Genomic DNA, 25,431 nt, shown 5'->3' on the forward strand with positions numbered 1-25,431 from the left:
CCCTGCCCGGACTCCGGGCAGGGCTTTGTGCAACGCTCAGCATGGATAAGCTCCGGTGATTGTGCTGAGGGGGAGTTCATTTAAAGCATACAGATCCGACCGATAGCCAAGTTTTCCTAAAAGAAAACCGGACTGCCTAGGATTTTTTCTTCTCCAGCGCAGCCCGCAGCGCTTCTTCCATACTGGAGCCCACCGTTACGTTGTCGCTGAACTGCTGCGCCAGCTGGGATTGCTGGCGCTTGGCGGCGCGGCCGCCGCGGCCGCCGCAGGATTCGCCCAGCATCTCGATAACGTTGCACGGCTTGCACTGGGCGTATTTGCCGGCTTTTCCTTCATGAAGCTCCATCTTCTTGCGGCATTGCGGACAGCGCTTGTTTAGCAAGGGAGCTTCGGCGGCACGGCGGTAGCTGCACTCGCGGCTGCTGCAGACGAGGCGCTTGCCCTGCTTGCCCTTCATCTCCTGAAGCTGGCTGCCGCACTCCGGACAGCGGGAACCGGTCAGATTATGCGGCTTGTATTCCGCGCTGCTGACTTTGACTTCCCGGACGATCGACTCGGTCTGTTTGCGGATGCGGCTCATGAAGGCGTCGGCGTCCCCTTGCCCGGCTGAGATGCGCTGCAGCTCCTGCTCCCAAGAGGCAGTAAGCTCGGAGGAACGAAGCTCGGGCGATACGAGGTTGATCAGTTGAGCGCCTTTGCCTGTAGGCTGCAGCGTATTCATCCGCCGTTCGATCGTATCGGTCTGCAGGAGCTTCTCGATAATATCGGCTCTGGTAGCTGGGGTGCCCAAGCCCTGCTTCTCCATCACGGTCAGCAGTCCGGCTTCGGTGTAACGCCCGGGCGGACGGGTCATCTGCTTTTGGAGGCTCAAGCGGCGCGCATCCAGCTTCTGGCCCTGCGAGAGCGGCGGCAGGGACTGCATGGCCCCGGATTCGGAAGACGGGTTATCCTCATCCTCGGCATCCTCGGCCCAAACCGCTTCTTCGTACAGCTGCCGCCAGCCGGGCTCGCGGACGACGCGGCCGCGGGCGTGGAACGCTTCTCCACCGAGCGTTGCGGTGACCGTCGTCTCGTCATAGCGGTAAGCGGGATAGAACAGGGCGAGAAACCGCTTGACGATCAGATCGTACAGCTTGCGCTCGTCGGCTCCCAGCAGTTGAAGCGCAGGCCGCTCGTCCGTCGGGATAATCGCGTGATGATCGGTTACCTTGCTGTCGTCCGCGATCCGCTTCGTTACAGGGAGAGGTTTTGCCAGCAGCGGCTTGATCAATGCGGCATACGGAGCTGCCTGCAGCGCCCGGAGCCTTCCGGCAAGCGTAGGGACGATATCGGTGGACAAATAGCGGGAATCGGTACGCGGGTAAGTGACCAGCTTGTATTGCTCGTACAGCCGCTGCAGCACATTGGAGGTTTGCTTGGCCGAGAAGCCGTAACGCTTATTGGCATCCCGCTGCAGCTCGGTCAAATCATAAGCGAGCGGATGAGGCTCCTGCTTCTCCGTTCGTTTCACGCTTGCAATCTGGGCCGATCCGGCACGCTCGAGCTTGTGCAAAAGCGCTTCTGCCGCCGCCTGATCGAATATTCTGCCATCCGGCGCGGAGGAGCTGCGCCATTGAGCCTGAAAGGAGCCGAAGTCCCCGTGCAGCAGCCAATAATCTTTGGATTGAAAGGACTGGATCTGCCGCTCCCGTTCCATCAGCGCCGCCAGCGTAGGGGTCTGGACGCGTCCCGCAGCGAGCTGGGCGCTATGCTTGCAAGTCAGCGCTCTCGTCAGGTTCAGTCCGATCAGCCAGTCCGCTTCCGCCCGGCATACGGCCGAACGATACAGACGGTCATAATCGCGTCCGGGCTTCAGCGAAGCGAAGCCGTCCCGGATCGCCTTGTCGGTCTGCGAGGAAATCCACAGCCGCTTGAACGGCTTGCGCCATTGGACCAGCTCCATGATCCAGCGGGCCACCAGTTCGCCCTCGCGTCCGGCGTCCGTGGCGATGATCAGTTCCTTCAAATCGCTGCGCTTGGCAAGCTGAGCGATGGCTTTGAATTGAGGCGTCGTCTCGCGGATGACCTTGAGCTTCATCTTCTCAGGGATAAGAGGCAGATCCTCCAATCTCCATTCCTTGTAGCTCGGGTTATAGTCTTCCGGCTCTGCAAGAGTGACCAGATGCCCGAGCGCCCAGGTCACGACATAGGCGGGGCCTTCAAAATGATGCTTATGCTTCTGACCGCAGCCAAGCACGCGCGCGATTTCTTTGGCGACGCTGGGCTTCTCGGCTAATACCAATGATTTCATGGGAAAGCTGCTCCTTTCACATTCATGCCATTATGAGAGCATGACATACAGTCTTTATTTGTTGTACCATATTTCAGTGGGAAGCGCTAACTCTATGAAAATCATCTTACGGCGTGGAGCAGCCTATCCGAACGTGCTATAATAGCGTACAACGCCTTATAAGGGAAGAAAGCGAGCGGGGGCATGAATCCTAGAGAGCAGTTCGGCTTGATCGATATTTATCTGTTCGACCAGTTATTGAAGGGTCGTATCGTGCCCGGTATGCGGCTGCTTGACGCAGGCTGCGGAGAAGGGCGCAATCTCGGTTATTTTCTGCGGGAAGGTTATGAAGCCTACGGCGTCGACCGTTCCCCGGAAGCCATCCGTGCCGTGCGCCGTCTGGCGCACGGACTGACCGGCGAGCAGCTGGAGGAACGATTCCGGGTAGAGCCGTTGGAGAAGCTGAGCTTCGCCAACGATTCGTTCGACGCGGTGGTAGCATGCGCCGTGCTGCATTTCGCCGAGCATGACGAGCACTTCAGGCAGATGATCACGGAGCTGTGGCGCGTGCTCAAGCCGGGAGGGCTGCTTTTCGTGCGGCTGGCCTCCACCATAGGGATCGAGGATCTCGTGGTGCCGCTGGGGAACCGGCGCTTTGCGCTGCCTGACGGCACCGAGCGGTATTTGGCCGACCTGGAGTTTCTGCACAAATGGACGGACAAGCTGCACGGCTTGTTTGTCGAGCCGATCAAAACCGTTCAGGTGGAACGGCAGCGCTCCATGACAACCTGGTGCGTGAAGAAGCCGCATATCTTATTTTTTGATCCCATCGAAGACAGCCTTGTTCCATACGAGGGAGAAGAGGAGAGAGAGCAAGTATGAAAATGAGAGTTTCCGTGGTCCAGTATCACCTGCATACAATAGCAAGCTTCGAAGAGTTTGCGGCTCAGGTAGAACATTATGTCAAAGCAGCCGCTGAATTCGACGCCGAATTCGTTCTGTTCCCGGAGCTGTTCACCACGCAGCTGCTGTCCATCGGCAAGCCGGACAACCGCCGGGAGGGGCTGCCGATTACGGCATTGCCCGGCTTCACCCAGGATTATGAGGAGCTGTTCAGCCGCCTGGCCCGCTCCACCGGCATGCATCTGATAGGCGGTACGCATATCGTGGAGGAGAACGGCAAGCTGTACAATGCCGCCTACCTGTTCTACCCGGATGGACGGATCGTTACGCAGCGCAAGCTGCATATTACGCCATCGGAAGTGAAGGGATGGGGGATGGGCGCAGGCGATGCGCTTTCGGTATTTGACACGGACAAGGGGCGGATCGCGCTGCTGATCTGCTATGACATCGAGTTTCCGGAGATTGTCCGGATGGCCAAGGCGCGCGGGGCGGACGTCATCTTCTGCCCGTCCTGCACGGATGACCGGCACGGCTTCCACCGCGTCCGCTACACCTGCCATGCGCGCGCGATCGAGAATCAGGTTTACGTCGTGACGACAGGTACGGTGGGCTCGCTTCCGACTGTTGATTTCATGCGGGGCAACTATGGACAGGCCGCGATCATTACGCCCAATGACGTGCCCTTCCCGCCCGGAGGCATCATGACGGCAGGCGAGATCAACGGCGATATGATCATTACAGGGGATCTGGACCTGCAGCTGCTCTACGAGGTGCGGGAGAAGGGCTCTGTCACTACCTGGCGCGACCGCCGGACGGATCTGTACACGGATTGGAGCTAACGCAGACAGGAGGCGAGATGACCATGTACCGTAAGGAGTTGTACGTGTTTGACGGAGAGCGTCCCAGGAAAACCGTGATTCGTCCGTATACGGAGCAGGATATGGAGGCTATGATCCGAATTCAGCAGGAAAGCTTCCCGCCTCCGTTCCCTGAAGAGCTCTGGTGGAACAGAGAGCAGCTCGGCAATCATATGAGGCTGTTTCCTGAAGGCGCTCTGTGCGCGGAGGTCGAAGGGGAGGTCGTCGCATCCATGACGGGCCTGCTCGTTCATTACGATCCGCAGGACAAAGATCACAGCTGGGCGGAAATAACCGATTCCGGCTACATCACGAATCACAACCCGGACGGAAACACGCTGTACGTGGTCGATATCGGGGCGCGCCCTGCGTACCGCAAGCTGGGACTGGGCAAATGGCTGATGCTTTCGATGTACGAGGTGGTCATCCGGCTGAACCGCGAGCGTCTGCTTGGCGGCGGGCGGCTCCCGGGCTACGGCCGGGTCGCGGAGGAGATGACGCCTGAAGCGTATGTGGAGGAAGTGCTGCAGGGCAAGCGCAAAGATCCGGTCATGAGCTTCCTGTTAAAATGCGGACGCACGCCGCTGAAGCTTGCAGCCGACTATCTGGAAGACGAGGAATCGCGGAATTATGCGATGCTGATGGAGTGGAAAAATCCGTTTTATTCCCGATAAACGAAAGGTTCAAGACGGTCTGCATAGGGCATAAACCCTGGGCAGGCTGTTTTTTATAGCTGCGGACATCTGTCATAAAGCGGCATGCAAGCTTCATAAAACTTTATATACATATTTATTGACTAAGTATGTTTTAGGGGTGATAATGGTACATACACTAAAGCCGTCTTCGCAGCTGACGAGGTTCGGACAGAAAGAAGGAAACCAGATGGATGCCATACCGCAACGCCAGCAAGTTCAGGCCGGAGAAAAACTGCTTAAGGTGCTTGTGTTCACCTTGATCTTATCCGTTATGAACGCCTCGATGTTTAATGTCGTGCTTCCCGAGATCAGCAAGCAGTTCCAGTTGTCCGCCTCGCAGGTCAGCTGGATCATAACCAGCTATATGATTGTGTATGCGATCGGATCGATGACCTTCGGCAAGCTCGCGGATAAGTACAAGCTGAAGGATTTGCTTACGATCGGACTTATCGTCTTTGCTTTGGGTTCGATTATGGGCCTGGCAGCGACCCAGTTCTGGATGGTTATCGCCGGACGCGTGCTGCAGGCGGCCGGGGCATCTGTCATTCCTGCGACGGCCATGATCATCCCCATCCGCTACTTTGCCCCCGAGCAGCGCGGACGCGCTCTGGGTACGACGGCGATCGGCCTGTCTCTTGGCGGAGCCCTCGGACCAATCGTCTCCGGGTTTGTCACGAGCTTTGCCAGCTGGCGCCTTTTGTTTGCGCTGTCGATATTGGCGCTGCTCACGCTGCCGTTCTACCGCAAATACTTGGATGACGAACGCGGTCAAGCCGGACGGATCGACTTTGTCGGCGGCTTCCTGCTGGCCGCTTCCGTAGCTGCTCTGCTGCTCGCTATTACGCTTTCCGCCTGGAGTTTGCTCGGCGCAGGCGTGCTGCTGCTCGTTTTGTTTATCGTGCGGATTCGGACAGCGGCCGAGCCTTTCGTACAACCGGCGCTGTTTCGCAACCGGGCGTACGTCTACGGTCTCATGATCGCTTTCCTGGCCACCAGCTTCAGCTTCGGCATCGGCTATACGATTCCGCAGCTGCTGGCCCATGTCAATCACGTCACCCCGGCTGTCATCGGCTTTCTGATGTTTCCGGCGGCTATCTCATCCGCTTTGCTAGGGAGAAGGGGAGGGCGGCTCGCCGATGAGCGCGGCAATTCATTTCTCGTCTATACGGCGGCCTGGATGCTGATGATCTGCTTCCTGGCCATGTCGACCGTGGCCGGACTTTCCCCTTATTGGATCGCGCTGTTTCTGATTTTCGGCTTTGTGGGGCAAACCTTCATGCAGATTGCCATGTCCAACACGATTTCCCGCACACTGTCCAGGGAGCAGACCGGGATCGGGATGGGATTGTTCTCGATGCTGAACTTTATTGCGGGTGCATCCGCTACAGCTGTGATCGGCAAAGTGCTGGATTTCGGAGGTTCTTCGGTTGGCTTCAATCCGCTGGTCACGGTGCAGAGCGGCGTGCTGTACAGCAATATTTTCTTGCTGCTTGCGCTGCTCCTTGCCGTCGTGATCCTGCTGTATGCGCTGCTGTTCGGCAGGAGGAAGGAGCTTGTCGTGCAGAAGGCGGGATAGCCGGGGCCGCAGGCATGAAGGCTTGCGTCCGTCGGCGTTCGTTTAAATCTGCTCCAACCCGGCAACACTGGTCAGTAGGCCAAATGCTGCTGAATAAGGAGAAGATGATCAAATGAACAAACAAACGATCCGCAGGCTTGGAGCGGTCGTTCTGTCGCTGCCGCTGCTGCTCGCGGCCGGCTGCGACAGCCCGATGCTCCCGTGGATGGGAGCTGATACGAAGCATGGACGCGGATATGATTCCCCGAGGTCTGAAGGAAGCACTGCCGTGATGGCGGCTGACAAATCGGCTGCTGCCGTCCGGATCAAGCTGCTGGGTACAAAGGGGGAGGCGGCCGGCGAAGTGACTTTGACTCCGGCACCGGAAGGCGTCAGACTGCAGGGGGAAGCTCTGGGATTAAAACCTGGAGAGCATGGCTTTCATATTCATGAATCCGGCGCCTGCGTCGCTCCCGATTTTACATCTGCCGGCGGGCATCTAAACCCTGGCGGACATACCCACGGCATGCACAGCGAGGGCGGAGCGCATGCCGGCGATCTGCCCAATCTTGTCGCAGACGCGCAGGGTAAAGCGCGGATCGATGTAGTGGCCGGTTCTGTTACACTTGAACCCGGCAAGCCTAACTCCTTGCTGAAGGAAGGCGGAACCTCGCTCGTCATTCACGAGAAGCCGGACGATTACAAATCGGCACCTGCCGGCAATGCAGGAGCAAGGATCGCCTGCGGCGTGATCAAGGCGGACTAGGGAAGAACCCAATACCAACAACAAGCACGCAAGCTCCTTTCCGTAAAGGGAGACTGCGTGCTTGTTGGCATGCGATTATTTAATCGTACAGCTTATTCAGGATAGTTCTTTGCTCATCGATCAGCTTCTTGGGTTTCTTCAAACTGTCCACCTGCGGAAATTGCTCGGCCAGCTGATGATAGATGAGGGCGGCGTCGCCGAATCTGCCGACAGCTCTGGCGATATCGGCGATCGAGGCATCCGCCTTCCAGCTGCCGATCTCATGATCGGGACTTACCGTGCCGCGATAAGTCGAGAAGCCCAGCTTGGACTGCTTCAGATTGGCTTCCGCTTCCCTGTACAGGGCGTAACCTTGCTTCAGCTTCGCCGTCGCCCGGTAGAACAAGGCGTCGGGGAAATCCGGATGAAGCGCCAGCGCCTTGTCGCAAGCTTCCTCGACGGCATTCCAATTTCCTTCGGCTGCATGGAGCTTCGCGGTCAGCATATATATATCCAGCAGGCGGGCGAACGAAGGAACATACCGGGCGGCAGCTTCCGCGCGCTCCAGAGCGGCGGAAGCCTGCTCGCGAAAGCCCATGGCCAGCGATTCCCGGGCATAATACAGCCACCAGCCGGGGTGCTCGGGTTGTTCCTTCGTCATCATAGCCAGCAGCTCCAGGTTGCGGTTCAGCTTGTTTTTGGCGGCCACCACGGAGGGCTCGTACCCGTCATGCAGCAGCCGGATGCGGACCGGCTGACGATACGCCTCGAAGGTGAATGAATCCCCATTCGCCGGCCCGATTTGTTCGTGGACTCTCCCGTGGTAGCTTAAGCCGCGGCGCAGCGGGAACATTCTCGCTTGGGAAAATTCATGCTTCAGCATCCCCCGAACCTGATTCACCTGCCAGATATATAAAATAGGCGTCAGAGGCGCCGAATCGAATAAACCGGCAACCTCTCTGACAGCAGGTACGTCCTCTTCATGCAAGTACTCATCAGCATCGATCCACAGCACCCAATCCGCGTTCATATGACGCAGACCTTCATTGCGCAGCTCGGCAAAGCTCTGCCGCCAAGTCGCATGCACGATCTTGACTTCAGGGAATTCTGCGGCGATGGCCAAAGTCCGGTCGGTCGAGCCGCTGTCGACAAGCACGATCTCGTCGGCCGCACCGCGCAGGCTGGACAAACACCGGGCGATGGTCCTCTCCTCGTCCTTGGCGATAATTCCGATTGCTACGGTAGGGCGGGCTGTCTGAAGCAGCTGCCGGATATCGCCGCGTTCGGGGCCGCCCGGCACTTCGCCGAGATGGCGGCGCACTCGGCCGACCCAATCGGCCTGAGGATCGAGCAGCCAGGCGCGGTCGAACGCAAGACGGGCCGCCGAGCCGAAGCCTTGATGGAGCAGAGCTTCGCCCAGCAACGTCCAGCCTTGCGGATGGAGAGCCGTCTGACGGATTTTCCGGATCGCTTCCCGCTCCGCCTCGGCGTATCTGCGATGCTGCAGATGCCCGATGATTCCGGCATAACGGTTCGAAGAGGGCGGTTGGTTGTTCGATATAGTCATCGTCCGTTACCCTTAAGCCGTCGTATTCGAATAGAAGCGAATTTTGTAGATCGCACCGTTGGAGTACAGGATAAAATACGTATTCTCCAAGAACGCTGCCCCTTCGTCAACGCTCACCTGCAGCTGAAGCAGGTCAGGATCAGCTTCGTCCTCGAGCACAGCTGCAAAATTCGCATTCTCCGATTCCACCGAATCGCGATTAACGATGGCTTCCGTGCCGAACGGGTTGCTAATGGTCAAGCTGGAGCCGAAAATTTCAGGCTCTGTTACCGTCACATAAAATTGATCGATGAAGCCGGTGTCGTCCGCAGCCGTTCCAATCAAGGTGATCCGATACGTGCCGGCATGCTCGGCGGCAAGCGTCAAGTCCTGGCCATCGTTGGATATAGAAACAAGCATGCCTTCCGGATCATCGCTGGAAGCTTTGAATTTGTGTATTGTGTCCAGCGAATAACGGGTGCTCAAGTCTTTGAGCGTCAGCTCCGTTCCGGCAGACAACCGCTTGTCCGGCATTTGGATGACCTCTGAAGCAGCCGTTTTGTGGAATTCGACGGTCTGCTGCGAGGACTGCGTATGATTGTCTGTGGCCGTAAAGCTGATGATCCCGTTCAGTCCGTCTTCCAGATAAGGATTCAGTCCGATCAGCTCGTAGCTCCCGCCGGTGATGCCAAGCCAGTAATTTTGGCCGTCATACCCCCGGTCTGTGATAGACATCTCTACGGTAAACGAATCTCCACCATCCGGGTCCATAAAAAATTCGCGCTGATTCAAAATGCCGATCTCCGGGTAAATATCTACGTTAGATGGCAGCAGAGAAGCCGGTGCCTGATTCAACTGAAATACATATACGATTTCGGCGAAGCCGTGGGCGCCGTGAGCACGCACCCGAACAGGAACATAAGGGGTCTCGACCTCAACCGAGCTGTCTTTGCTTAATTGTACATGGAGCAGCCCGTCAGGGTATGCAAGCTCGGCATGATACCCGTCGGGAAGCGGCTCGCCTTCAGGCTCATAAATCTCATAAAACAGCTCATTGCCATCCGTAGCGTAAAATCTATTATAGACGGAGCTTAGGGCTAACGCGCCCGCCGGCTGTTCCTTCAAATAGCTGACGCGAACTTCGGGCTCACTCGCTACCGGAATGCTGCGGTATCTGGCCAGCAGAACAAAATCGATCCTTCCATTTTTTCCATCGTCGGCCTGGAGATGAAGGGCAAGCTCCGGTTCGGGAGTTTCCCTATTCAGACGCCCCTCGAAGCTAAGCGTGGAGCCGCTAAGCGTTACGCTAAGTCCGTCCGTGTATGAATCATCCTCGTAATAAGTAAAAGCAAGGGGATCGCCGTCAGGATCGTCAACCAGGGTATTCAGATCCAGGTCCTCGATAGTTCCGGTATGATCGATATATACATAAGCCAGCCCTTCGGAGCCGCCCTCTGGGTCCACAAGCTCGGGAGCGTGATTAAACGCCAGGCGATAGGTTAACGGAGTTTCAGCGCCTTGACCGTCCGCCGCCACGACTGTAAATTCAATCGCTTCGTCGACGTTCGTCGGATTGCCTCCAAAGTAAAGCATGATTTTTTCATTATCCGGCATGATAGTGGCTTTTACGCCGTTGACTGTAACCTCCGACAAGCCGCTATTCGCCCCGTCCTTCAAGCTGAAGGTCAGGGGGTCCCCGTTCGGGTCCAAAAACAGATGGGCCAGCGTTACGGCCGGATAAATATAAGCTTCGCCGTACAAGTAATGATAGTAGTCGGTGATCACCGGACTGGCAGTCTCCGGAGCCGAATTCACGGCTCGCAGATGAATATCTGCAGTAGCCGACAAAGGAGCCGCCTGATCGTAGCGGTATTCCGTGGCGGTTACTCTGAAGCTGGCATCCGCTTCGATCTGCCCCTCAAACATAAGCAGGTTGCCGGAAATCGAGGCGTGCACATTGCCGGAGGAGAGAGTCTCCACCTCAAAGGTAAGAGGGTCGTTTTCCGGGTCGACGAAAAGCTCGGCCAGACTGATCGGAGCTGCATAGCTGTTGCGGCCTACGTCCAAATACAGCACTTCGCCGACGGGCGGCAAATTATGAAGCTCTATCGTGTAAGTGATCGTTTCGTACCCGCCCATGATATCGGCCGCCGTGATCTCGAATCGGGCTTCGGCTGTTTGATTGCCGGTGAAGGAGAGCATATGCCCGCCCTCCAGATAAGCCGTTAATCCGCCGCTTGTTGTAGGCTCGGCTATGCTGAACAGAAGCTCATCCTCATCGGAATCTTGGAAATAGTCGTTGAGGTCTACTGTCGCAGGCGTTTCATTCCAGGTACCGGCAATGGTGACCGGGCTGCCGGTTGGCGCCTGATTGACGGGAACTATGGTGTAAACGGCCCAAGCCGACTCTCCGCGCTCATCCGTAGCCGTAACCGTGAAGGAGGCTTGCTCCTTGGGAACGCCGGTGATATAAAGATTGCCGCTTTGGATGCTTGTCGTAAGATCGCCTGTAACGGCTGGGTCAACAGTAAATATCAGCTTGTCGCCGTCCGGATCGCTGAAGTTGCTCGGCAGATGGATGGCCCCCACTTCATTGTGCGCCTGCAAGGTAATAAGCGTTTCCCCGGCTATAGGAGCCTGATTGACTATAAGGAAGGTAAATTCAAGCTCTTCATACGCTTCGGAATGATCGTATGCCCGCACCGTGAACGTCGTCGTTTCCGTTATGGAGCCGATAAACGACATTACGCCGCCGTTTATCTGAGCGGTAATGCCATTTACTTCTTCATTAGGCAGAACCTCAAAATAAAGCTCGTCGCCGTCCGGGTCGGAGAAATATGCGCTCAGATCAATACTGGTCAGCGCGCCGTTCCTAGGTGTGCTGATCGCATCCGGCACCTGGACAACTTCCGGTTTGCGGTTCGCCAGCAAATAGCTGAAGGTCGCGGTGGCTTCGGCGCCGCCAATATCCGTCGCCGTTACCGTAAAGCTGGCGTCGCTTTGGATCAATCCACTGAGGTAAAGCACGCCGCTCTCGATGGAAGCGGTAATCCCGCCCGCTTCGTCCGGGCTGACCGTATAAGTCAGCTCGTCGCCATCCGGGTCGGTGAAGTAGTCGTCCAAGGAAAGCGACACAAGCTCGTCATTCTTAAACACCGTTTCGTTCCTCGATGAACCCGTAGGCGCTTGATTGATTAATTCGATCGTGAACATAGCACTGATCGTGCCGCCCATCTGGTCTGTTCCGGTCACAGTGAATACGGCTGTTGCGGTTTGGGCTCCTGAGAAATTTAGATGATTGCCTTCGATATATGCGTTTAATCCGCCGCTTTCCTCAGTTGAAGTTAGGCTGAAGGTCAGCTTATCCCCGTCGTCGTCCTGGAAAAACTCGGTCAGATCAATCGGGTCTGGAGCATGGTATCTGGCGCCGGTCACCGTATGCGGCTCTGCGATTGGCGGAGTGTTCGACGGCGTCAGCTGATACACCGCGCTTGCCGAAGCGCCGCTCGGGTCCATTGCGGTAACGGTGAAGGAGACGATATCCTCCGGCATGCCGTCTATCAGAAGATAGCCATTTTCTATCGAAGCCGGCAGTTTGGCGGCCTCCAGCGGATCGACAGTAAAGGTCAATTCGTCCAGATCAGGGTCGCTGAAGTTGGCGGACAGATCGATGGGCGGCACCTCGTTATGAACGTTCAAGGAGACAACCGGCTCGGCGGCAATCGGAGCCGAATTGGCTATGTCATACGCAAAGACGGCTTCGCCGAAAAGTCCTCCTCCATCGTAAGCCCGGACCACAAATTCCGACGGGCCTGTGATCGCTCCGCTAAACGACAAGATGCCGTCAATAATGCTGGCCGCAAGCCCGTTCTGCGATTCGGGGGCTCCGGGAGTAACCGTGTAAGACAAAGCGTCGCCATCCGGGTCGGAGAAATAGGTGGCCAGCGTTACGGAGTCCGGAGTCGTATACAGAGGCACTTGAACAGTAAATGGCGTGCCTGCCGGCGGCCGGTTCTCCAGCACATACGTAAAGGCGGCGCTGCCCTGAGCGCCCTGAGCATCCTTCGCCGTAACAATAAAGCTTGCATTCGCGGCCAACTGTCCGCTGAAGGATAAAACGCCGCTCGTAATGGAAGCCGTAACGCCGCCGGAAGTAGGCGGGGATACCGTATACGTCAGCCAGTCGCCATCCGGATCGGTAAAATGCGAAGCGAGTGCTATGGAGGACAGCTCGGTATTTTTGTACACAACGGCTGTGACAGGCGAACCCGTCGGCGCGCGATTATCCAGCGTATACGTAAATGCTGCGCTGGTCGAGGCGCCGTGGCTGTCTGTCGCGACGACCGTAAAGGTCGCGTTGGCCTTGATCTTCCCGCTGAACGACAAGATGCCGTTCGCTATAGAAGCCGTGACGTTGCCGGAAGTAGACGGCGATACCGAATAGGTGAGCGGATCGCCATCCGGATCGTGGAAGTATGTGCTGAGCGTAACAGAGGATAGCAAGGAATTTTTGTACGCCGAAAGCGACAGGGGCGTTCCGACCGGCGGCCGGTTATAGGCAGACGGAGACGGGTCCAGCGTCAGCCGGAACGGCTCGGATTCATACTGGCCGTCGCCCGCGATGATGCTGATATCTGTCCTGGCTGCGAGCTGCCCGCTGAAGCGCAGTATGCTCTCTCCGGGATTGATAAACGGAACAAGAGGGGTCAACTGCCCATTGTAGGTGTAATCGGTCACGGTTACTCCGGCTACCCGGTAGCTGAGCTCGTCGCCTTCCATATCGATAAAATATGGAGAGAGGGAGATGGCTTGGGGCTGTTCATAGACGGCCGCATACACGCTGCCTGTAACCGAAAGGGGGGCTGGAGGCGTATTCGGCAGCAGCTTGATGGATGCAAAGGCTCCTTTGGGATCCATCGCGTACACGGTAAAAGCCGATTTCGCGGTTTGTGTCCCGGTCAATGTCAGCACGCTGCCGGAGAGCGAGGCTTCAATGCCGTTCATGGAGGCGGGAAGAACCACATAGTCCAGCGTGTCGCCGTCCGAATCGTTGAAAAAGGCCGACATGTCCAGCGTATAGCCGGACGTGTAGCGCAGCGAATAAGTAGCTTGACTCACCGTAGGCGCATGATTCATCTGAACCTCGCCGGGGGCTACGGTTTGCAGATAAGTGGAGACCGAGGAGCGGTCGGTGAATTTTTCCGGGTTGGCGTTAATAAAGCGGACCAGGTCGCCGATATCCATCGGACCTTCGTTGGCAGCCTCAAGCACATTGACGGCGACTTGACGGCTATCGCCATTCAGGGTGACCGTAAATGTAGCTTGGCCCGGCTGCCGGAAGAAAAGCTGAAGATCATGCGTATCCAAATTAACGGATACCACCTGCTCGTCGTCCTCGGTGCCCGAAAGCTGGAAAACTCCGCTGTTGCCGTCAAACAAATCTTTTAATTGAAGCTTCATATGCTCGCCGGGCAGCGCGACGATATCATGCACCGGATGAGGAGAGAGATCTGCATGCACGAATGCAGCGGGATAGGAGGCGGGGGCTATAACCAGGGAAGCGGCCAAAAGACCTCTCCAGGCCTTAAGGGCAAACGGGGGGACATGCTTATTTTTGTTCGACATGGTAAACCTCATTTCGTCAAATCTGTAATTCTATCTTACCATGAATATAGTGGAAAATAGAATTGCCCTTTACGAAAAAAAGGCCAAAAGTGATAAATTTAACCGAAAGGTCCTAGGTTCCAGGAACTGGTTGATCAAGCGGCGACCGGGGCATTCAGTCCCGCTAAACTATATATCCGGGAAACAAATGCGAAGACATGCGAGAATGAGAGATTCGGCTGCGGATGCGGAAGATAGGAGAGCGACGTAATGTTTGACGTTCGTTCGGCCGTATAGGGAACAAGGCTGCACAAGGGCAATGGCGATGTCAAGCGGCGCGAGCTGGAGAAAATGGAGCTGTGGGCTTAGCTGCGGGAGGCGGAAGCTGAGGGGAGTGGGGCTGCAGGCTTAACAATGCGAAGCGGGAGGAAAAGGAGCTGAGGGTTAACAGCGAAAAGCGCGAGCCGAGAGGCTCTGCCGCCTTACGGACCGCGGCGGTGTTGGCTTGCAATCCCGCGGAGGCTTCGTAAGACAGCAGAGCTTTGAGACCGGCTGGACAGCCCATCAGGTTCGCTGCGGTCGGCATACATCCAGCAGCAGGTCATGCTGCTGCTGGGATTCCCAGCTGGCGGCGAACCGGACCTGATGCGATACGCCCGGCAGATCGTAGCGCTGAACCAGATGCTGCCGCGCCGTCCCTACGATCAACGTATGCAGCCGAACCCGCTTCGTCTTCCCGAGCTCCGCCAACGCGTCGCGCACAGGGGCGGAGACGGCTCCGACGCCGTCCGTCACCATGACGAAGTCGGCGTCCCGGTAGCGGGGCTCGGAGCCGACCAGCTCGATGCCCCGGCGCAGCGGAGCGTCGAAGTGGGTCCCGCCCCCGAAGGCAAGCTGAGAGAGGGCGTAGAACGCCGCCCAATCGGGCTTTCGCCAATAAAGCGGCCGCTCTAGCAGCTCGCCGCGGGCGCCGAACAGCATCAGCAGGAAGTCCCGCTTCTCCAGCATGCTGAAAGCGGCGAAGGTAGCGACGAAAATTTGCGCTACCCGAAGCTTGGCTCCCCGCATCGAATGCGACGTATCGAGCATGCAGATTACGGGCCCTTTCTCCGGCTCCTTGGACCGTCCCGAGATGTTATAGCTGAGCAGCTTGCCTTCGAGCCACTTGACCAGAAAGTAGTTTTCATAATCCGGATCGGAGAGCAGGCTGGCCTCGCTTGGCAGCATATGGGCAATATCGCCCGACTGGCGCAGATCGTCATAACTCTCCGGCATCCGGATCGAACGGGCCTGCTTGCGCGAAGCTTTGAGCTGCTGCAGACGGCGGCCCACTTCCTGCAGGAAGCTCAGCAGATCGGGGTATCGCTTCAGCTTCTCGATCCATTCCAGGTATTGGGCGTATTGCTGCCGGTGCAGACGCCCCAGGTCGCTGCCCCACCGTCTGTTCGCTATACGCTGGCTTGCCTTCAGCAGCTCGGAGAGGTCCGTCTCCGCGTTTTCTTCGCGTTCCAGCGATTCCGAGAGGGCACGGCCCAGCCAATCTCCGAGCTGCTCATCCAGCTGCCGGAACGTCTCCTGCTCCTTGCGGCGCAGCCGCTCCGCCTGCTTCTCCGCGTCCTTCAGCTCCTGCTCCGCTTTCGCCAGCTTCTGTCTCAGCTTGTCGCGTCGCATGAAGTCCGTCCGCATCTCCTCCTGCAGAGAGCGGACGCGCTCCTTAAGAAGCTGCACCTCGCCGGCGACCAGCGGTTTCGCATCGAGCGCCGCCTGCTTGTCCTCCACTTTCTGCTTGCCCTGCTGCAGCGTATAGCCGACCAGCTTCAGGCGCTCAATCTGCTTGGCGGTCAGATGCTCCTGCACCGTGGAAGATTCCTGCTCCTGCCGGCCTTGCTGCCGCTCGCGCTCGCTGAGACCGATCGTGCGAAGCTGCGCTTCCTCCTGCTTGCGCCGTTTGACCTCCTCCTCGAAGGTGGAGGTCAGCCACATCAAAGCCTTTAACGCCGTGCGGAAAGAAGCGTTCGCTTGCCCGGCCGTAAGAGGATGCAGCTTGCGGTAAAAATGCTGCCTGCGCAGCTCCCTGACCATCCAGCGATGGAAGGGCTCCGCCTGGGCATACGGCTCCTCCTCGGGTTTCGCCAGATAGAAGCAATGGTAGAAATCGGCCAGCAGCTCCACGGTAAACCACGCGGTGCGCAGCTTGACCTCGCGCATCCACTCCTGAGCGGCGCGGGAATTTGTCACAAACCCGTCGAACACATAGCGATCGACCTTGGCGGCGCGGATTATCATCAGCTCACCTCATTTCATGTAAGGCTTTGGAAGTCCGGCGAATAACGCGCGGCCTGCGGCCGATCGGGGTCTCCACTTGCCGTTTCAACTCCCAATCGGCTCCCCGGCCATTTGTTTACGGGACTTTTAGAGGGTGTAGTCGTATTCAATCCCTGGGAGCTCCCGGTCGAACAAGGTGCGGTACAGCCCTTGGAGCGACTGCAGCGTGCGTTCGCCCTGGATGCGCAGATGGGTGTATTTGACTGCATAATGGGCGGTCTGCAGAACCAGGAAGTTGCGGTTGCGGATATAGCCCGGCAAGTCCTTCTCCCGCTGCAGCCATTGCACCAGCTTGCCCTGAAGCTCGCGGGCCGTTTCCTCCAGCTCCAGCTTGCATTCTTCCAGGTTTGCCTTGGCCTTGAGCTGCTCCTCCTGGCTGAGCCGCGCTCCGATCTCTTTCTTGAACTGGAAGGCATGCAGCGCATCCTCTTGAGCGAGCCAGTGCTTGGCGATCCGGTCATAGCGTCTCAGCGGAAGCTCACGTTCAGTTTCGGCCTTCAACGTTTCCTGGAATGCCTGCTGGAAAAGATCATGGAGGGTCGTATAATCCTCCGGCAGATCCCAGAGCATATGCGGAGTGAAGACGGTATCCCACACATTCGCCTCGGTGCGGCCGTTCAGAGCGGCCGAGGTTTGCCACACTTGTCCAATTTTGCGCCAGCGGCGGTCGGAGAGCCGGAATTCCTTCTCCTCCATGGCCGTCTTCAGCTGATAAAGCATATAGATCAACGTTTCCGGCAGAACGACCTTGACGGAGGCGTTGCGCACGATATCGATATGGGACAGCGAGAGTACGGGAGCAAGCGGCTCGTCCGTAAGCTGGAACATGCGCTCGTAGCTGGACATCTGTTTCATATATTCGACTTCATACCGGATCAGAAACCGGTCGTACAGCGCTTCCAGCTGCTCATTGTCTTCGGGCAGCTCATTGGAGGCGGCGATCAGGAAACGCAGCGGGGTCTGCTGCTTGTCTTGACCGTTGAAGAAGATCCGCTCGTTCAGAATCGACAGCAGGGCATTCAGAATAGCGCTATTGGCCTTGAAAATTTCATCGAGAAAGGCAAATTCGGCTGACGGAAGATAGCCGTCGGTTTGACGCACATAGTGATCGAGCTTGAGCTGACGGAGTGAGACGGGCCCGAACATCTCATCAGGTGTCGTAAAACGGGTGAGCAAATAATCGAACCAGCGTCCGCCGTCGAACAATTGGGCGACGGCGCGGGCAAGCTGCGACTTGGCGGTGCCGGGCGGCCCGACCAGCAGCGCGTTTTCTCCGGCCATCAGGCCGAGCAACAGAATCCGGATCAGCTCTTCCCGCTCCAGAAAGCGTGCTTCCAGCTGCTCGATAGCCTGCTCAAGCTTATGTTGGATGACTTCTATATCATTCATCTGCGAGAAAACTCCCTTCGTTACGTCGTAATCTTGACTCGATTCATTGTACCAGACCCGGTGTAAATTCTCTAACTTGAGCAAGTCGCTTTACTTTGTCTACGCGCTCCAAGGCATGCTACAATGAGAAAGACGCGGCTGCGGAATTTGCATACGCCCGGCAGAAGAGTATAGAGGAGGACTTCAATTAATGAATGTGTACGAGTTTACCGCCAGAACGATCGATGGCCATGAACAACCGCTGTCGGCCTATGCCGGCAAGGTGCTCCTGATTGTGAACACGGCAAGCGCTTGCGGCCTGACTCCTCATTATAAGGGACTGCAGGAGCTGCACGAGTCTTATGCGCACCGGGGACTCGTTGTCCTGGGCTTCCCTTGCAACCAGTTCGCCGGTCAGGAGCCGGGGACGGAAGAAGACATCAAGCAGTTCTGTGAGCTGAACTACAACATAAGCTTCCCTCTGTTCGCCAAAATCGATGTAAAAGGCGCAAATGCCCATCCGTTATACAAGTATCTGGTGGACAACGTGCCTGAGCCTTATCGCACGGGAGACATCGAATGGAATTTTGTCAAATTTCTCGTGAACCGCGAAGGGGATGTCGTGAAGCAATTTGGCGCGAGAACGGAGCCTTCCGAGCTGAAGGCCGATATCGAGGAGCTGCTCGGATAGGTTGCCTGAGCCTGCTGCCGCATAACAGGGACGGCGCATGGCATCCGTGCCGTTATGCGGCAGCGGCGGGATTCCATTATTTTGCCGGCCGCGGCATAAAACGATTTCCTCCCGGCGCAAAACGTTCTATAATAGGCTACAGTAGATCTAAATCGCTGGGATCTATGGGACGGAAAACGTGTGCATAAACGGCAGGAGCCGTCATGGATGAAGAGGGAGGCCGAACGTATGGCAGAAACTGGTGTCAGCATGGAGAGTAAATACGAAAAGCTTCAACATATATTGCGCGACATGAAGCGGGTAGTGGTCGCTTTCTCCGGCGGCGTGGACAGCGCCTTTCTGCTGAAGGCGGCGATGGATACGCTGGGCGAGGAGAATGTGCTGGCGATTACGGCGGATTCCGAGACTTACCCGGCACGGGAGAAGGCGGAAGCGATCGCGCTGGCGAAGTCGCTGGGCGCGCCTCATGAAGTTATTCCGACCAGCGAGTTGAACATTCCGGGATATGCCGAAAATCCGACCAACCGGTGCTATTTCTGTAAAAATTCATTATTTGATCATCTGATACCGATCGCCGAAGCCAAAGGGTATCCCTATGTCGTGTTCGGCGCGATCGCCGACGACCTGGGCGAGCATCGTCCTGGCCTGCAGGCGGCGCATGAGCGCGGGGTGCTGGCTCCGCTGCTGGAGGCGGGCATCCGCAAGTCGGAGATTCGGCATATGTCCCGCAGCTTCGGACTGGCCACATGGGATAAGCCATCATTTGCCTGCTTGTCGTCGCGTATTCCTTATGGCGAGGAAATTACGGCGCGCAAGCTGTCGATGATCGACCAAGCGGAGGATTTCATCATGCAGCTTGGCTTCCGTCAGGTGCGCGTTCGTCAGCACGGCAATCTGGCCCGTATTGAGGTGGCGTCGTCGGACTTGGCCGAGCTGCTGCCGGTCGCGGAGACGGTATACGCGAAGCTGCGCGAGATCGGCTATGATTACGTGACTTTGGATCTGCTGGGCTACCGGTCGGGCAGTCTGAATGAAGTATTGCCTGCGTCGGAGCAAGCTTTACATGCTTGAGTCATTTCTTAGGAACGGGATATAGTCAAACCAGCACCCAAGGAGGATTTCGCAAGATGACGAAGCCTAGCATTTATATTTCTAAACCGGTGCCGCAAGAGGTGCTGAGCTATCTGGAGGAGCATGCCGTCTGCCGGATGTGGGACGGACAAGGCGGCGCCTCCCGCGAGAAGCTGCTCTCCGAGCTGGGAGATGCGGAGGGCTTGCTGATGCCGGGCGGGGCGCTGATCAACCGGGAGCTGCTGGAGAGGGCGCCCAAGCTGCGCGCGGTGAGCAGCATCTCCGTCGGTTACAACCACTTCGATCTGGATGCGATGAAAGAGCGGAGAGTCATAGGCACGCATACTCCTTATGTGCTGGATGATACCGTAGCCGATCTGGTGCTTGCCCTGATGCTGTCTGCGGCCCGCCGCATCCCGGAGCTGGATACCTATGTGAAGCGAGGGCAGTGGCAGAAGGGCCAAGGGCTTCCCGAAGATGCTCATTTCGGCGTGGACGTGCATCACAGGACTGTAGGCATTATCGGGATGGGCAGGATTGGCGAGGCCATCGCCAAACGGGCTGTGCATGGCTTCGGGATGAAGCTGCACTACTATAACCGCTCACGCAAGCCGGAGGCGGAGCAGCAATACGGCGCGGTGTACTCCACGCTGGAGGAGGTGCTGTCCGTCTCGGACTTCGTCGTGCTGATGACGCCGCTCACTCCGGAAACTGAGCATATGATCCGCAAAGAGCATTTCGCGCTCATGAAGCGGTCCGCGATCTTTATCAACGCTTCCCGGGGACAGACGGTCGACGAAGCCGCCCTAGTCGAAGCGCTGCAGAACGGCGTTATCCGGGGGGCCGGCCTCGATGTATTCGATCCGGAGCCGCCGCGGGCGGATCATCCGTTCTTCACGATGCCGAATGTCGTTACTCTCCCTCATATCGGTTCGGCGACGCATGCTACGCGCTTCGATATGGCGATGCTTGGCGCGCGCAATCTGGTCGCGGTCTTGACCGGGGAAGGCGAGGCACATGTTGTGCCCGAGCTGAAGCATTTGCTGTAGCAAGCGTCACCCGGACGGGGTGGAGTATGCAGCGAGGGATATCTCTGCGAGCATAGAAATAGTGGAAGGCAGGAAGGAGTACCGGATGCGCCGGCCTGCCTTTTTGACATGCGAGATTGTAGAGACCGGTTTGAAGAAAACAGCCACGATTGCCGCATCATTCTCACTTGAGTACCGAGCTAAAAAGTTTTATTAAGCAAGTTGTTTTAAATATGACACAAGATGACATAATGAATTTCTATAATAATAGTAGATCAACGAGAGGAGCAGTAAATCATGAGCAGAAGAATCATTTTAGACTTGGCAGTTACTTTGGATGGTTTCATTGAGGGAAAAAATGGTGAAGTGGATTGGTGCATTATGGATCCTGAACTGGAGTTTAATCAATTTTTAAATCAAGTTGATACCATATTTTATGGAAGAAAAAGCTATGACGAATGGGGACAATTCACCCCGAATCATGAGGATTCGGATGCTGACAAACAATTTTGGGCATTGGTTCATAGCAAAGAGAAATATGTGTTTTCCAGGGCGCAGCAGGGGACGGATCATAAGGCCGTATTTATTAACGATCATATCCTTGAAGAAGTAAATAAAATAAAGCAGAAACCCGGCAAAGACATCTGGCTATATGGTGGAGCAAGTCTGATTACAACGTTTATCCGATTAGGACTTGTGGATGAATTTAGATTATCCGTTCACCCCGTGGTGTTAGGAGAAGGGAAACCGCTGTTTGCAGATATCAAACAACGGTTGAATTTAAAGTTGGCTCATACAAGAACGTTCTCCTCAGGCCTTGTACAGCTCATTTACCATTGGGACGGTGGGGGCCATGAACGTCAATGATAGCGTCATTAGAACTTTCTCCGCATTCATCCGCAGCCGGCTGCCCCGGTTAGCCAGCCAGATGCCGATCTCATCGAGAACTTGTTTACGGCAGTTGTCATAGATTTAGAAGAGACTCGGCGGCACCTCCAGTTCGACTGTCGGCACATCATGGATAATTATGCGATGCCCCGGCTGCTGTTCTTCAGAATCGGCAAACCGTTTTCCGGTCATTCGCATGTTTTCTCCTTTAACGACCCGGCCGGGATGTGCCCAGAATGCGGCTCGCTGATTACCGGACTTCATATGTCCGATATTTCTCGTCTGATGGACATTATGAACCGCTTGGTCGACGGGGGCAACACGGTGGTGGTCATCGAACGCAATCTGGATATGATCAAGAGTGCGGACTGGATCATTGACGTGGGTCCAGAGGGCGGCCACCGGGGTGGCCAAATTGTATTCGAAGGCACGCCTGTCCAGCTTGCTGGTGCCAAGCATTTGATAACGGGGACATATCTGCGCAAGGCAGAAGCCACCCAGGAATCATTTTCCTGAGGTTACAACGAAATATAGAATCCTTGTTGATCCGAAATCCAACACATCTGCCACCTGAATGCAACGCCTTCGCTGCTCGGATTCGACCTTATCCAGGTTATGGGTTGCTGACGTCGGACACAGCATGGATAGTTCGTCCCGAGTGCGTGTCACAGAAAACCACTCTTGGGTGCCGGACAAATCTGACAGGGATGAAAACAGAGGAGATCTTATCGTTTCAGCTTACCAATCCGTCCAATCTGCTGGATGACCTTGGCATTAAAGATCATTTTGATGTCGCCATTCAAAAATTGTTGGCCGCCTCCCCGACGGAAATAAAAATGAATGCCGAAAAGGTGCGTCAGCGGATGCTAGTTGATGGGGCTGGTTGGCATCAGTTGAGGGAATCGTTACCGAAGAGACGAAGAGAGTGTGGAGAGGATCGTCAATCCGCTCGGTATCGTCGCTAAACGAAACGTCTTGTATTTGATCGCAGAATCAAGCGGTGACATGCGTATCTATCGCATCTCTCGCCTGAGTCTAGCAGCGATTTTGTTTAAAGTGAGATTTTATGAGAAAATAAGAGAAAACATTACTTTATAGTGGGAGGAATCATAATGGAAGATTTTTTTGATTTTTTAGGGCGGATTGATGACCCTAACCACAGAGAAAAAATGGAGGAATTGTTTACTTGGATTAGACAAAAGTATCCCCAACTAGATGAAGTGATAAAATGGAAACAACCGATGTTTACGGATCACGGAACATTTATTATTGGATTTAGTGCTTCTAAAAAGCATTTAGCAGTATCACCTGAAAGTTATACAATAACTCATTTAGAGGATGACATTGTGAAGGCTGGACTTGACTACACTAAAGAGTTGGTTCGCTTCCCGTGGAAGAGTCCGATTGATTACTCACTAATTGAGAAAATGATTGATTTCAATATTTTGTCAAAGGCTAACTGTTCCACGTTTTGGAGAGAGTAGTAGTAAGTAAAGATACACCTGTTCGCGATGAAGAAGAAATGGACAGCAGAGTCGTGCCTCTTGCTGACGGCAGCCGAGCATAGGATCGGCTGCCGTTTCACATCTTACCCGCAGGACGAAATAAGCCTGTTGACAATTGCGCCTTATATTCATATTATTAATATATATTATATGCATATGAACCAGGAGGGGTGGTTTTTTCAAATGCAATTGCAAGCGAAGTATGTCATTCTCGGTCTGCTGCGCACGCGAGCTATGTCCGGTTACGAGATTAAGAAGAGCTTCGAAGGCGATATCTCGTTTTTCTTCGATGCCAGCTACGGCAGCGTCTATCCCACCTTGAACAAGCTGGAGCAAGAGGGGTTGATCGTCAAGCATACGATCGTTCAGACAGACCGCCCAAACAGGCATGATTACACGATTACGGAAGCCGGCATTGAGGCTTTGGCGCTGTATCTGCAAAGTCCTCTGATCGAGGATAAGGTCCGCTCGGACCTGACGATGCGCCTGTATTTCGGAACCGAGGAGGAGGACGCCGAGCTTGCGGACTGGATCAGGCAAGGATTGGAGCAGCATACCAGCAAGCTGTCGCGCCTTTCTTTGTTGATGGAGCAGCATGAGGCGCATATGCCTAAGTCGACGAAGCTTTCTCTGCTGTACGGGATCGGATATCACCAAGGGCAGGTAGAGGCGCTGCAGCGTCTGCAGAAGGAGCTTGAGGGGTAGTAAATTGATAACAAACGGGGAGTGGAGACGAATGGGGATTTTGATTTTTTTGCATGTGGTTGGCGCTATGATGTTTTTGGGGAATATTGTGACGGCGGCATTCTGGAAGCTGAAGGCGGAGAGGGGAGGCGATCTTCCGCATCTGCATCGGGTGACCCGCAATGTGATGCTGGCCGATTATATATTCACGCTGCCGGGCATTGTGCTGCTGCTGGCGACAGGTCATATCCTGGCCGCCCAGCGAGGTTATCCGCTTACCGAATGGAATTGGGTCAGCGCTTCGGAAGGGTTGTTCGCACTCAGCGGACTCATCTGGCTGCTCGTGCTGCTGCCGGCTCAGCGGGCGATGATTCGCGAGAGCAGCTTGTCAGCCTCCGCAGGAAGCCTTACTCCTTCGTACCGCAAAGCCTCTCGATTATGGGATAGTTTTGGCACCCTGGTTACGATCATCCCGCTCGTCGTGCTGTATCTGATGCTGAATAAGCCGTTCTAACCGTGCCTTTGGCGGCAGATGCGAGATTTTTTCTCGCAATTATGGAAAATGTCCGGTAGCAAGGCGCCGAAATCGGGTAAGATAGAGAGGAATGCAAGCTTGCATCCGATAGTTTTACACTATTTATCCTGATTGGCGAGGGAGACGATTATGGGGAATTTTTGGGCAATGGTGAAAAAAGGCAATACATCCTCCGCGGCGGCGGCTCTGGGCAATACGGGCATCGCGGTGTTAAAAGCGATCGCCGCCTCCTTTAGCGGAAGCGGCGCTATGTTTGCTTCGGCCATGCATTCGGTTGCCGATGCGGTGAATCAGGCTTTCGTATTTGCGGGCAGCGTCTGGGCGGAGAAGCAGCCGAACCGCCGGTTCCCGGTGGGCTATGGCCGCATCATCAACATCTTCTGCATGGTTGCCGTTATCGTAGTTACGGTCATGGCTTATGAGACCGTCAAGGAAGGCTGGCATCTGCTGCAGCATCCGGCTGAAAGCCACAGCTTCTGGCTGAATTTCATCGTGCTGCTGATCTCGATCTCCGTGGACGGCGCGATCCTCATCAAGGCCATGAAGGAAATCGTCAAGGAAACCCGGGTAGATGCCAAGGGGGCGGCGGTTATCCCGGCGGCCTTCCGGAATGTGGGCCGAGCCGCTCCTCCGACGAGACTGGTATTCTACGAGGACATTGTAGCGACATCCGGCGCGCTGTTTGCATTAATCGCGGTTATCGTCGCTCAGCTCACGCCCTTCAAGCTGTTCGACGGCATCGCCACGATTTTGATCGGATTTCTGATGGTCGGGGTTGCCTTCAAGGTCGGATATGACAATATGGTCGGTCTGATCGGGGTTGCCGCGCCGGTAGAGGTGGAAACGAAAATTGCCGCAATTATTCTGAATGATCCGGATGTTACCGACATTAACAAGCTGCGGATTATCCAGGAAGGCCGCACTTACCACGTCGAGGGCTATATCGAGCTGCGCAAGGGCTTCTCCTTGGCCGATGCGGACGATATCAAATTCCGGGTTCGCGACCAGCTGCTGGCTGATCCGGATATATCCGATGTGACGCTCGGCATTTTGGAGGATAACGGCATCATGGACTGGAACCCGGAGAAGGCGACGACCTGATCCGCCGAGCTGAACGTAGGCACTACATACCAGGCGGCCGGCGGCAGCAAATGCAAAGCCC

The 25,431-nt window shown here is 55.8% G+C and carries 20 protein-coding genes and 1 pseudogene; 16 read left to right on the top strand and 5 right to left on the bottom strand.

The genetic code is table 11. From position 1 onward, the window contains the following. Window positions 1–136: 136 nt before the first annotated feature. Window positions 137–2,290 carry a DNA topoisomerase III gene (locus BLR08_RS05895; protein ID WP_072327440.1) on the bottom strand — a complete coding sequence of 718 codons (2,154 nt, stop codon included), beginning with the start codon at window positions 2,288–2,290 and terminating at the stop codon, window positions 137–139. Between the two features lie 183 nt (window positions 2,291–2,473). On the opposite strand from BLR08_RS05895, the gene BLR08_RS05900 reads away from it, so the two are divergent. The 5 genes from BLR08_RS05900 to BLR08_RS05920 all read left to right on the top strand — a co-directional run bounded on the left by BLR08_RS05900 (window position 2,474) and on the right by BLR08_RS05920 (window position 7,045). Continuing rightward, window positions 2,474–3,151 carry a class I SAM-dependent methyltransferase gene (locus BLR08_RS05900; protein WP_072327439.1) on the top strand — a complete coding sequence of 226 codons (678 nt, stop codon included), beginning with the start codon at window positions 2,474–2,476 and terminating at the stop codon, window positions 3,149–3,151. After that, on the top strand, window positions 3,148–4,011 hold the full coding sequence (locus BLR08_RS05905) for a carbon-nitrogen hydrolase family protein (RefSeq protein WP_072327438.1): 864 nt from the start codon (window positions 3,148–3,150) through the stop codon (window positions 4,009–4,011). The genes BLR08_RS05900 and BLR08_RS05905 overlap by 4 nt, the downstream gene beginning before the upstream one ends. Window positions 4,012–4,034: 23 nt before the next feature. Next, a complete protein-coding gene (locus BLR08_RS05910; RefSeq protein ID WP_072327437.1) occupies window positions 4,035–4,703 on the top strand; it encodes a GNAT family N-acetyltransferase in 669 nt (222 codons plus the stop codon). Between the two features lie 208 nt (window positions 4,704–4,911). Further along, entirely contained in the window at window positions 4,912–6,300 is a 1,389-nt protein-coding gene (locus BLR08_RS05915; protein ID WP_072327436.1) for an MFS transporter, read from the top strand. A gap of 112 nt (window positions 6,301–6,412) precedes the next feature. Beyond that, the gene (locus BLR08_RS05920; RefSeq protein WP_090585911.1) at window positions 6,413–7,045 is read left to right on the top strand and encodes a superoxide dismutase family protein; all 633 of its coding nucleotides are present in this window, start codon (window positions 6,413–6,415) and stop codon (window positions 7,043–7,045) included. A 79-nt stretch (window positions 7,046–7,124) separates the two neighbouring features. On the opposite strand, the gene BLR08_RS05925 is transcribed toward BLR08_RS05920, so the two are convergent. The 4 genes from BLR08_RS05925 to BLR08_RS05940 all read right to left on the bottom strand — a co-directional run bounded on the left by BLR08_RS05925 (window position 7,125) and on the right by BLR08_RS05940 (window position 17,888). Next, window positions 7,125–8,591 carry a glycosyltransferase family 2 protein gene (locus BLR08_RS05925; RefSeq protein WP_072327435.1) on the bottom strand — a complete coding sequence of 489 codons (1,467 nt, stop codon included), beginning with the start codon at window positions 8,589–8,591 and terminating at the stop codon, window positions 7,125–7,127. A 12-nt stretch (window positions 8,592–8,603) separates the two neighbouring features. Then, window positions 8,604–14,195, bottom strand: coding sequence for an Ig-like domain-containing protein (locus tag BLR08_RS05930; protein WP_072327434.1), 5,592 nt, complete (start codon window positions 14,193–14,195; stop codon window positions 8,604–8,606). 543 nt (window positions 14,196–14,738) lie between these two features. After that, window positions 14,739–16,460: a hypothetical protein gene (locus BLR08_RS05935; protein ID WP_072327433.1), complete on the bottom strand. Its 1,722-nt coding sequence runs from the start codon at window positions 16,458–16,460 to the stop codon at window positions 14,739–14,741. Between the two features lie 126 nt (window positions 16,461–16,586). Next, a complete protein-coding gene (locus BLR08_RS05940; protein WP_072327432.1) occupies window positions 16,587–17,888 on the bottom strand; it encodes an AAA family ATPase in 1,302 nt (433 codons plus the stop codon). 190 nt (window positions 17,889–18,078) lie between these two features. On the opposite strand from BLR08_RS05940, the gene BLR08_RS05945 reads away from it, so the two are divergent. The 11 genes and pseudogenes from BLR08_RS05945 to BLR08_RS05990 all read left to right on the top strand — a co-directional run bounded on the left by BLR08_RS05945 (window position 18,079) and on the right by BLR08_RS05990 (window position 25,370). Beyond that, window positions 18,079–18,558: a glutathione peroxidase gene (locus BLR08_RS05945; protein WP_072327431.1), complete on the top strand. Its 480-nt coding sequence runs from the start codon at window positions 18,079–18,081 to the stop codon at window positions 18,556–18,558. Window positions 18,559–18,786: 228 nt separating this feature from the next. After that, window positions 18,787–19,629: an ATP-dependent sacrificial sulfur transferase LarE gene (larE, locus tag BLR08_RS05950; protein ID WP_072327430.1), complete on the top strand. Its 843-nt coding sequence runs from the start codon at window positions 18,787–18,789 to the stop codon at window positions 19,627–19,629. Between the two features lie 56 nt (window positions 19,630–19,685). Beyond that, window positions 19,686–20,678 carry a 2-hydroxyacid dehydrogenase gene (locus BLR08_RS05955; protein WP_072327429.1) on the top strand — a complete coding sequence of 331 codons (993 nt, stop codon included), beginning with the start codon at window positions 19,686–19,688 and terminating at the stop codon, window positions 20,676–20,678. A gap of 276 nt (window positions 20,679–20,954) precedes the next feature. Then, a complete protein-coding gene (locus tag BLR08_RS05960) occupies window positions 20,955–21,524 on the top strand; it encodes a dihydrofolate reductase family protein (RefSeq protein ID WP_072327428.1) in 570 nt (189 codons plus the stop codon). A 273-nt stretch (window positions 21,525–21,797) separates the two neighbouring features. After that, window positions 21,798–22,061 (top strand): annotated as a pseudogene (locus BLR08_RS05965) (excinuclease ABC subunit UvrA); the annotation flags it as partial. Between the two features lie 191 nt (window positions 22,062–22,252). After that, the gene (locus tag BLR08_RS05970; protein WP_256257364.1) at window positions 22,253–22,510 is read left to right on the top strand and encodes a hypothetical protein; all 258 of its coding nucleotides are present in this window, start codon (window positions 22,253–22,255) and stop codon (window positions 22,508–22,510) included. Continuing rightward, on the top strand, window positions 22,473–22,643 hold the full coding sequence (locus tag BLR08_RS31590; RefSeq protein WP_083536561.1) for a WYL domain-containing protein: 171 nt from the start codon (window positions 22,473–22,475) through the stop codon (window positions 22,641–22,643). Before BLR08_RS05970 ends, BLR08_RS31590 begins: the two co-directional genes overlap by 38 nt. 14 nt (window positions 22,644–22,657) lie before the next feature. After that, window positions 22,658–23,029: an iron chaperone gene (locus tag BLR08_RS05975; RefSeq protein ID WP_072327427.1), complete on the top strand. Its 372-nt coding sequence runs from the start codon at window positions 22,658–22,660 to the stop codon at window positions 23,027–23,029. Between the two features lie 204 nt (window positions 23,030–23,233). Continuing rightward, entirely contained in the window at window positions 23,234–23,755 is a 522-nt protein-coding gene (locus BLR08_RS05980; RefSeq protein ID WP_176835424.1) for a PadR family transcriptional regulator, read from the top strand. A 31-nt stretch (window positions 23,756–23,786) separates the two neighbouring features. Further along, window positions 23,787–24,248, top strand: a complete 462-nt coding sequence (locus BLR08_RS05985) for a DUF2269 family protein (protein ID WP_072327425.1) — start codon at window positions 23,787–23,789, stop codon at window positions 24,246–24,248. A 150-nt stretch (window positions 24,249–24,398) separates the two neighbouring features. Continuing rightward, the gene (locus BLR08_RS05990) at window positions 24,399–25,370 is read left to right on the top strand and encodes a cation diffusion facilitator family transporter (RefSeq protein WP_072327424.1); all 972 of its coding nucleotides are present in this window, start codon (window positions 24,399–24,401) and stop codon (window positions 25,368–25,370) included. Window positions 25,371–25,431 lie beyond the last annotated feature (61 nt).

Source organism: Paenibacillus sp. cl123 (assembly GCF_900101595.1).
In the GTDB taxonomy this organism is placed as follows: domain Bacteria; phylum Bacillota; class Bacilli; order Paenibacillales; family NBRC-103111; genus Paenibacillus_G.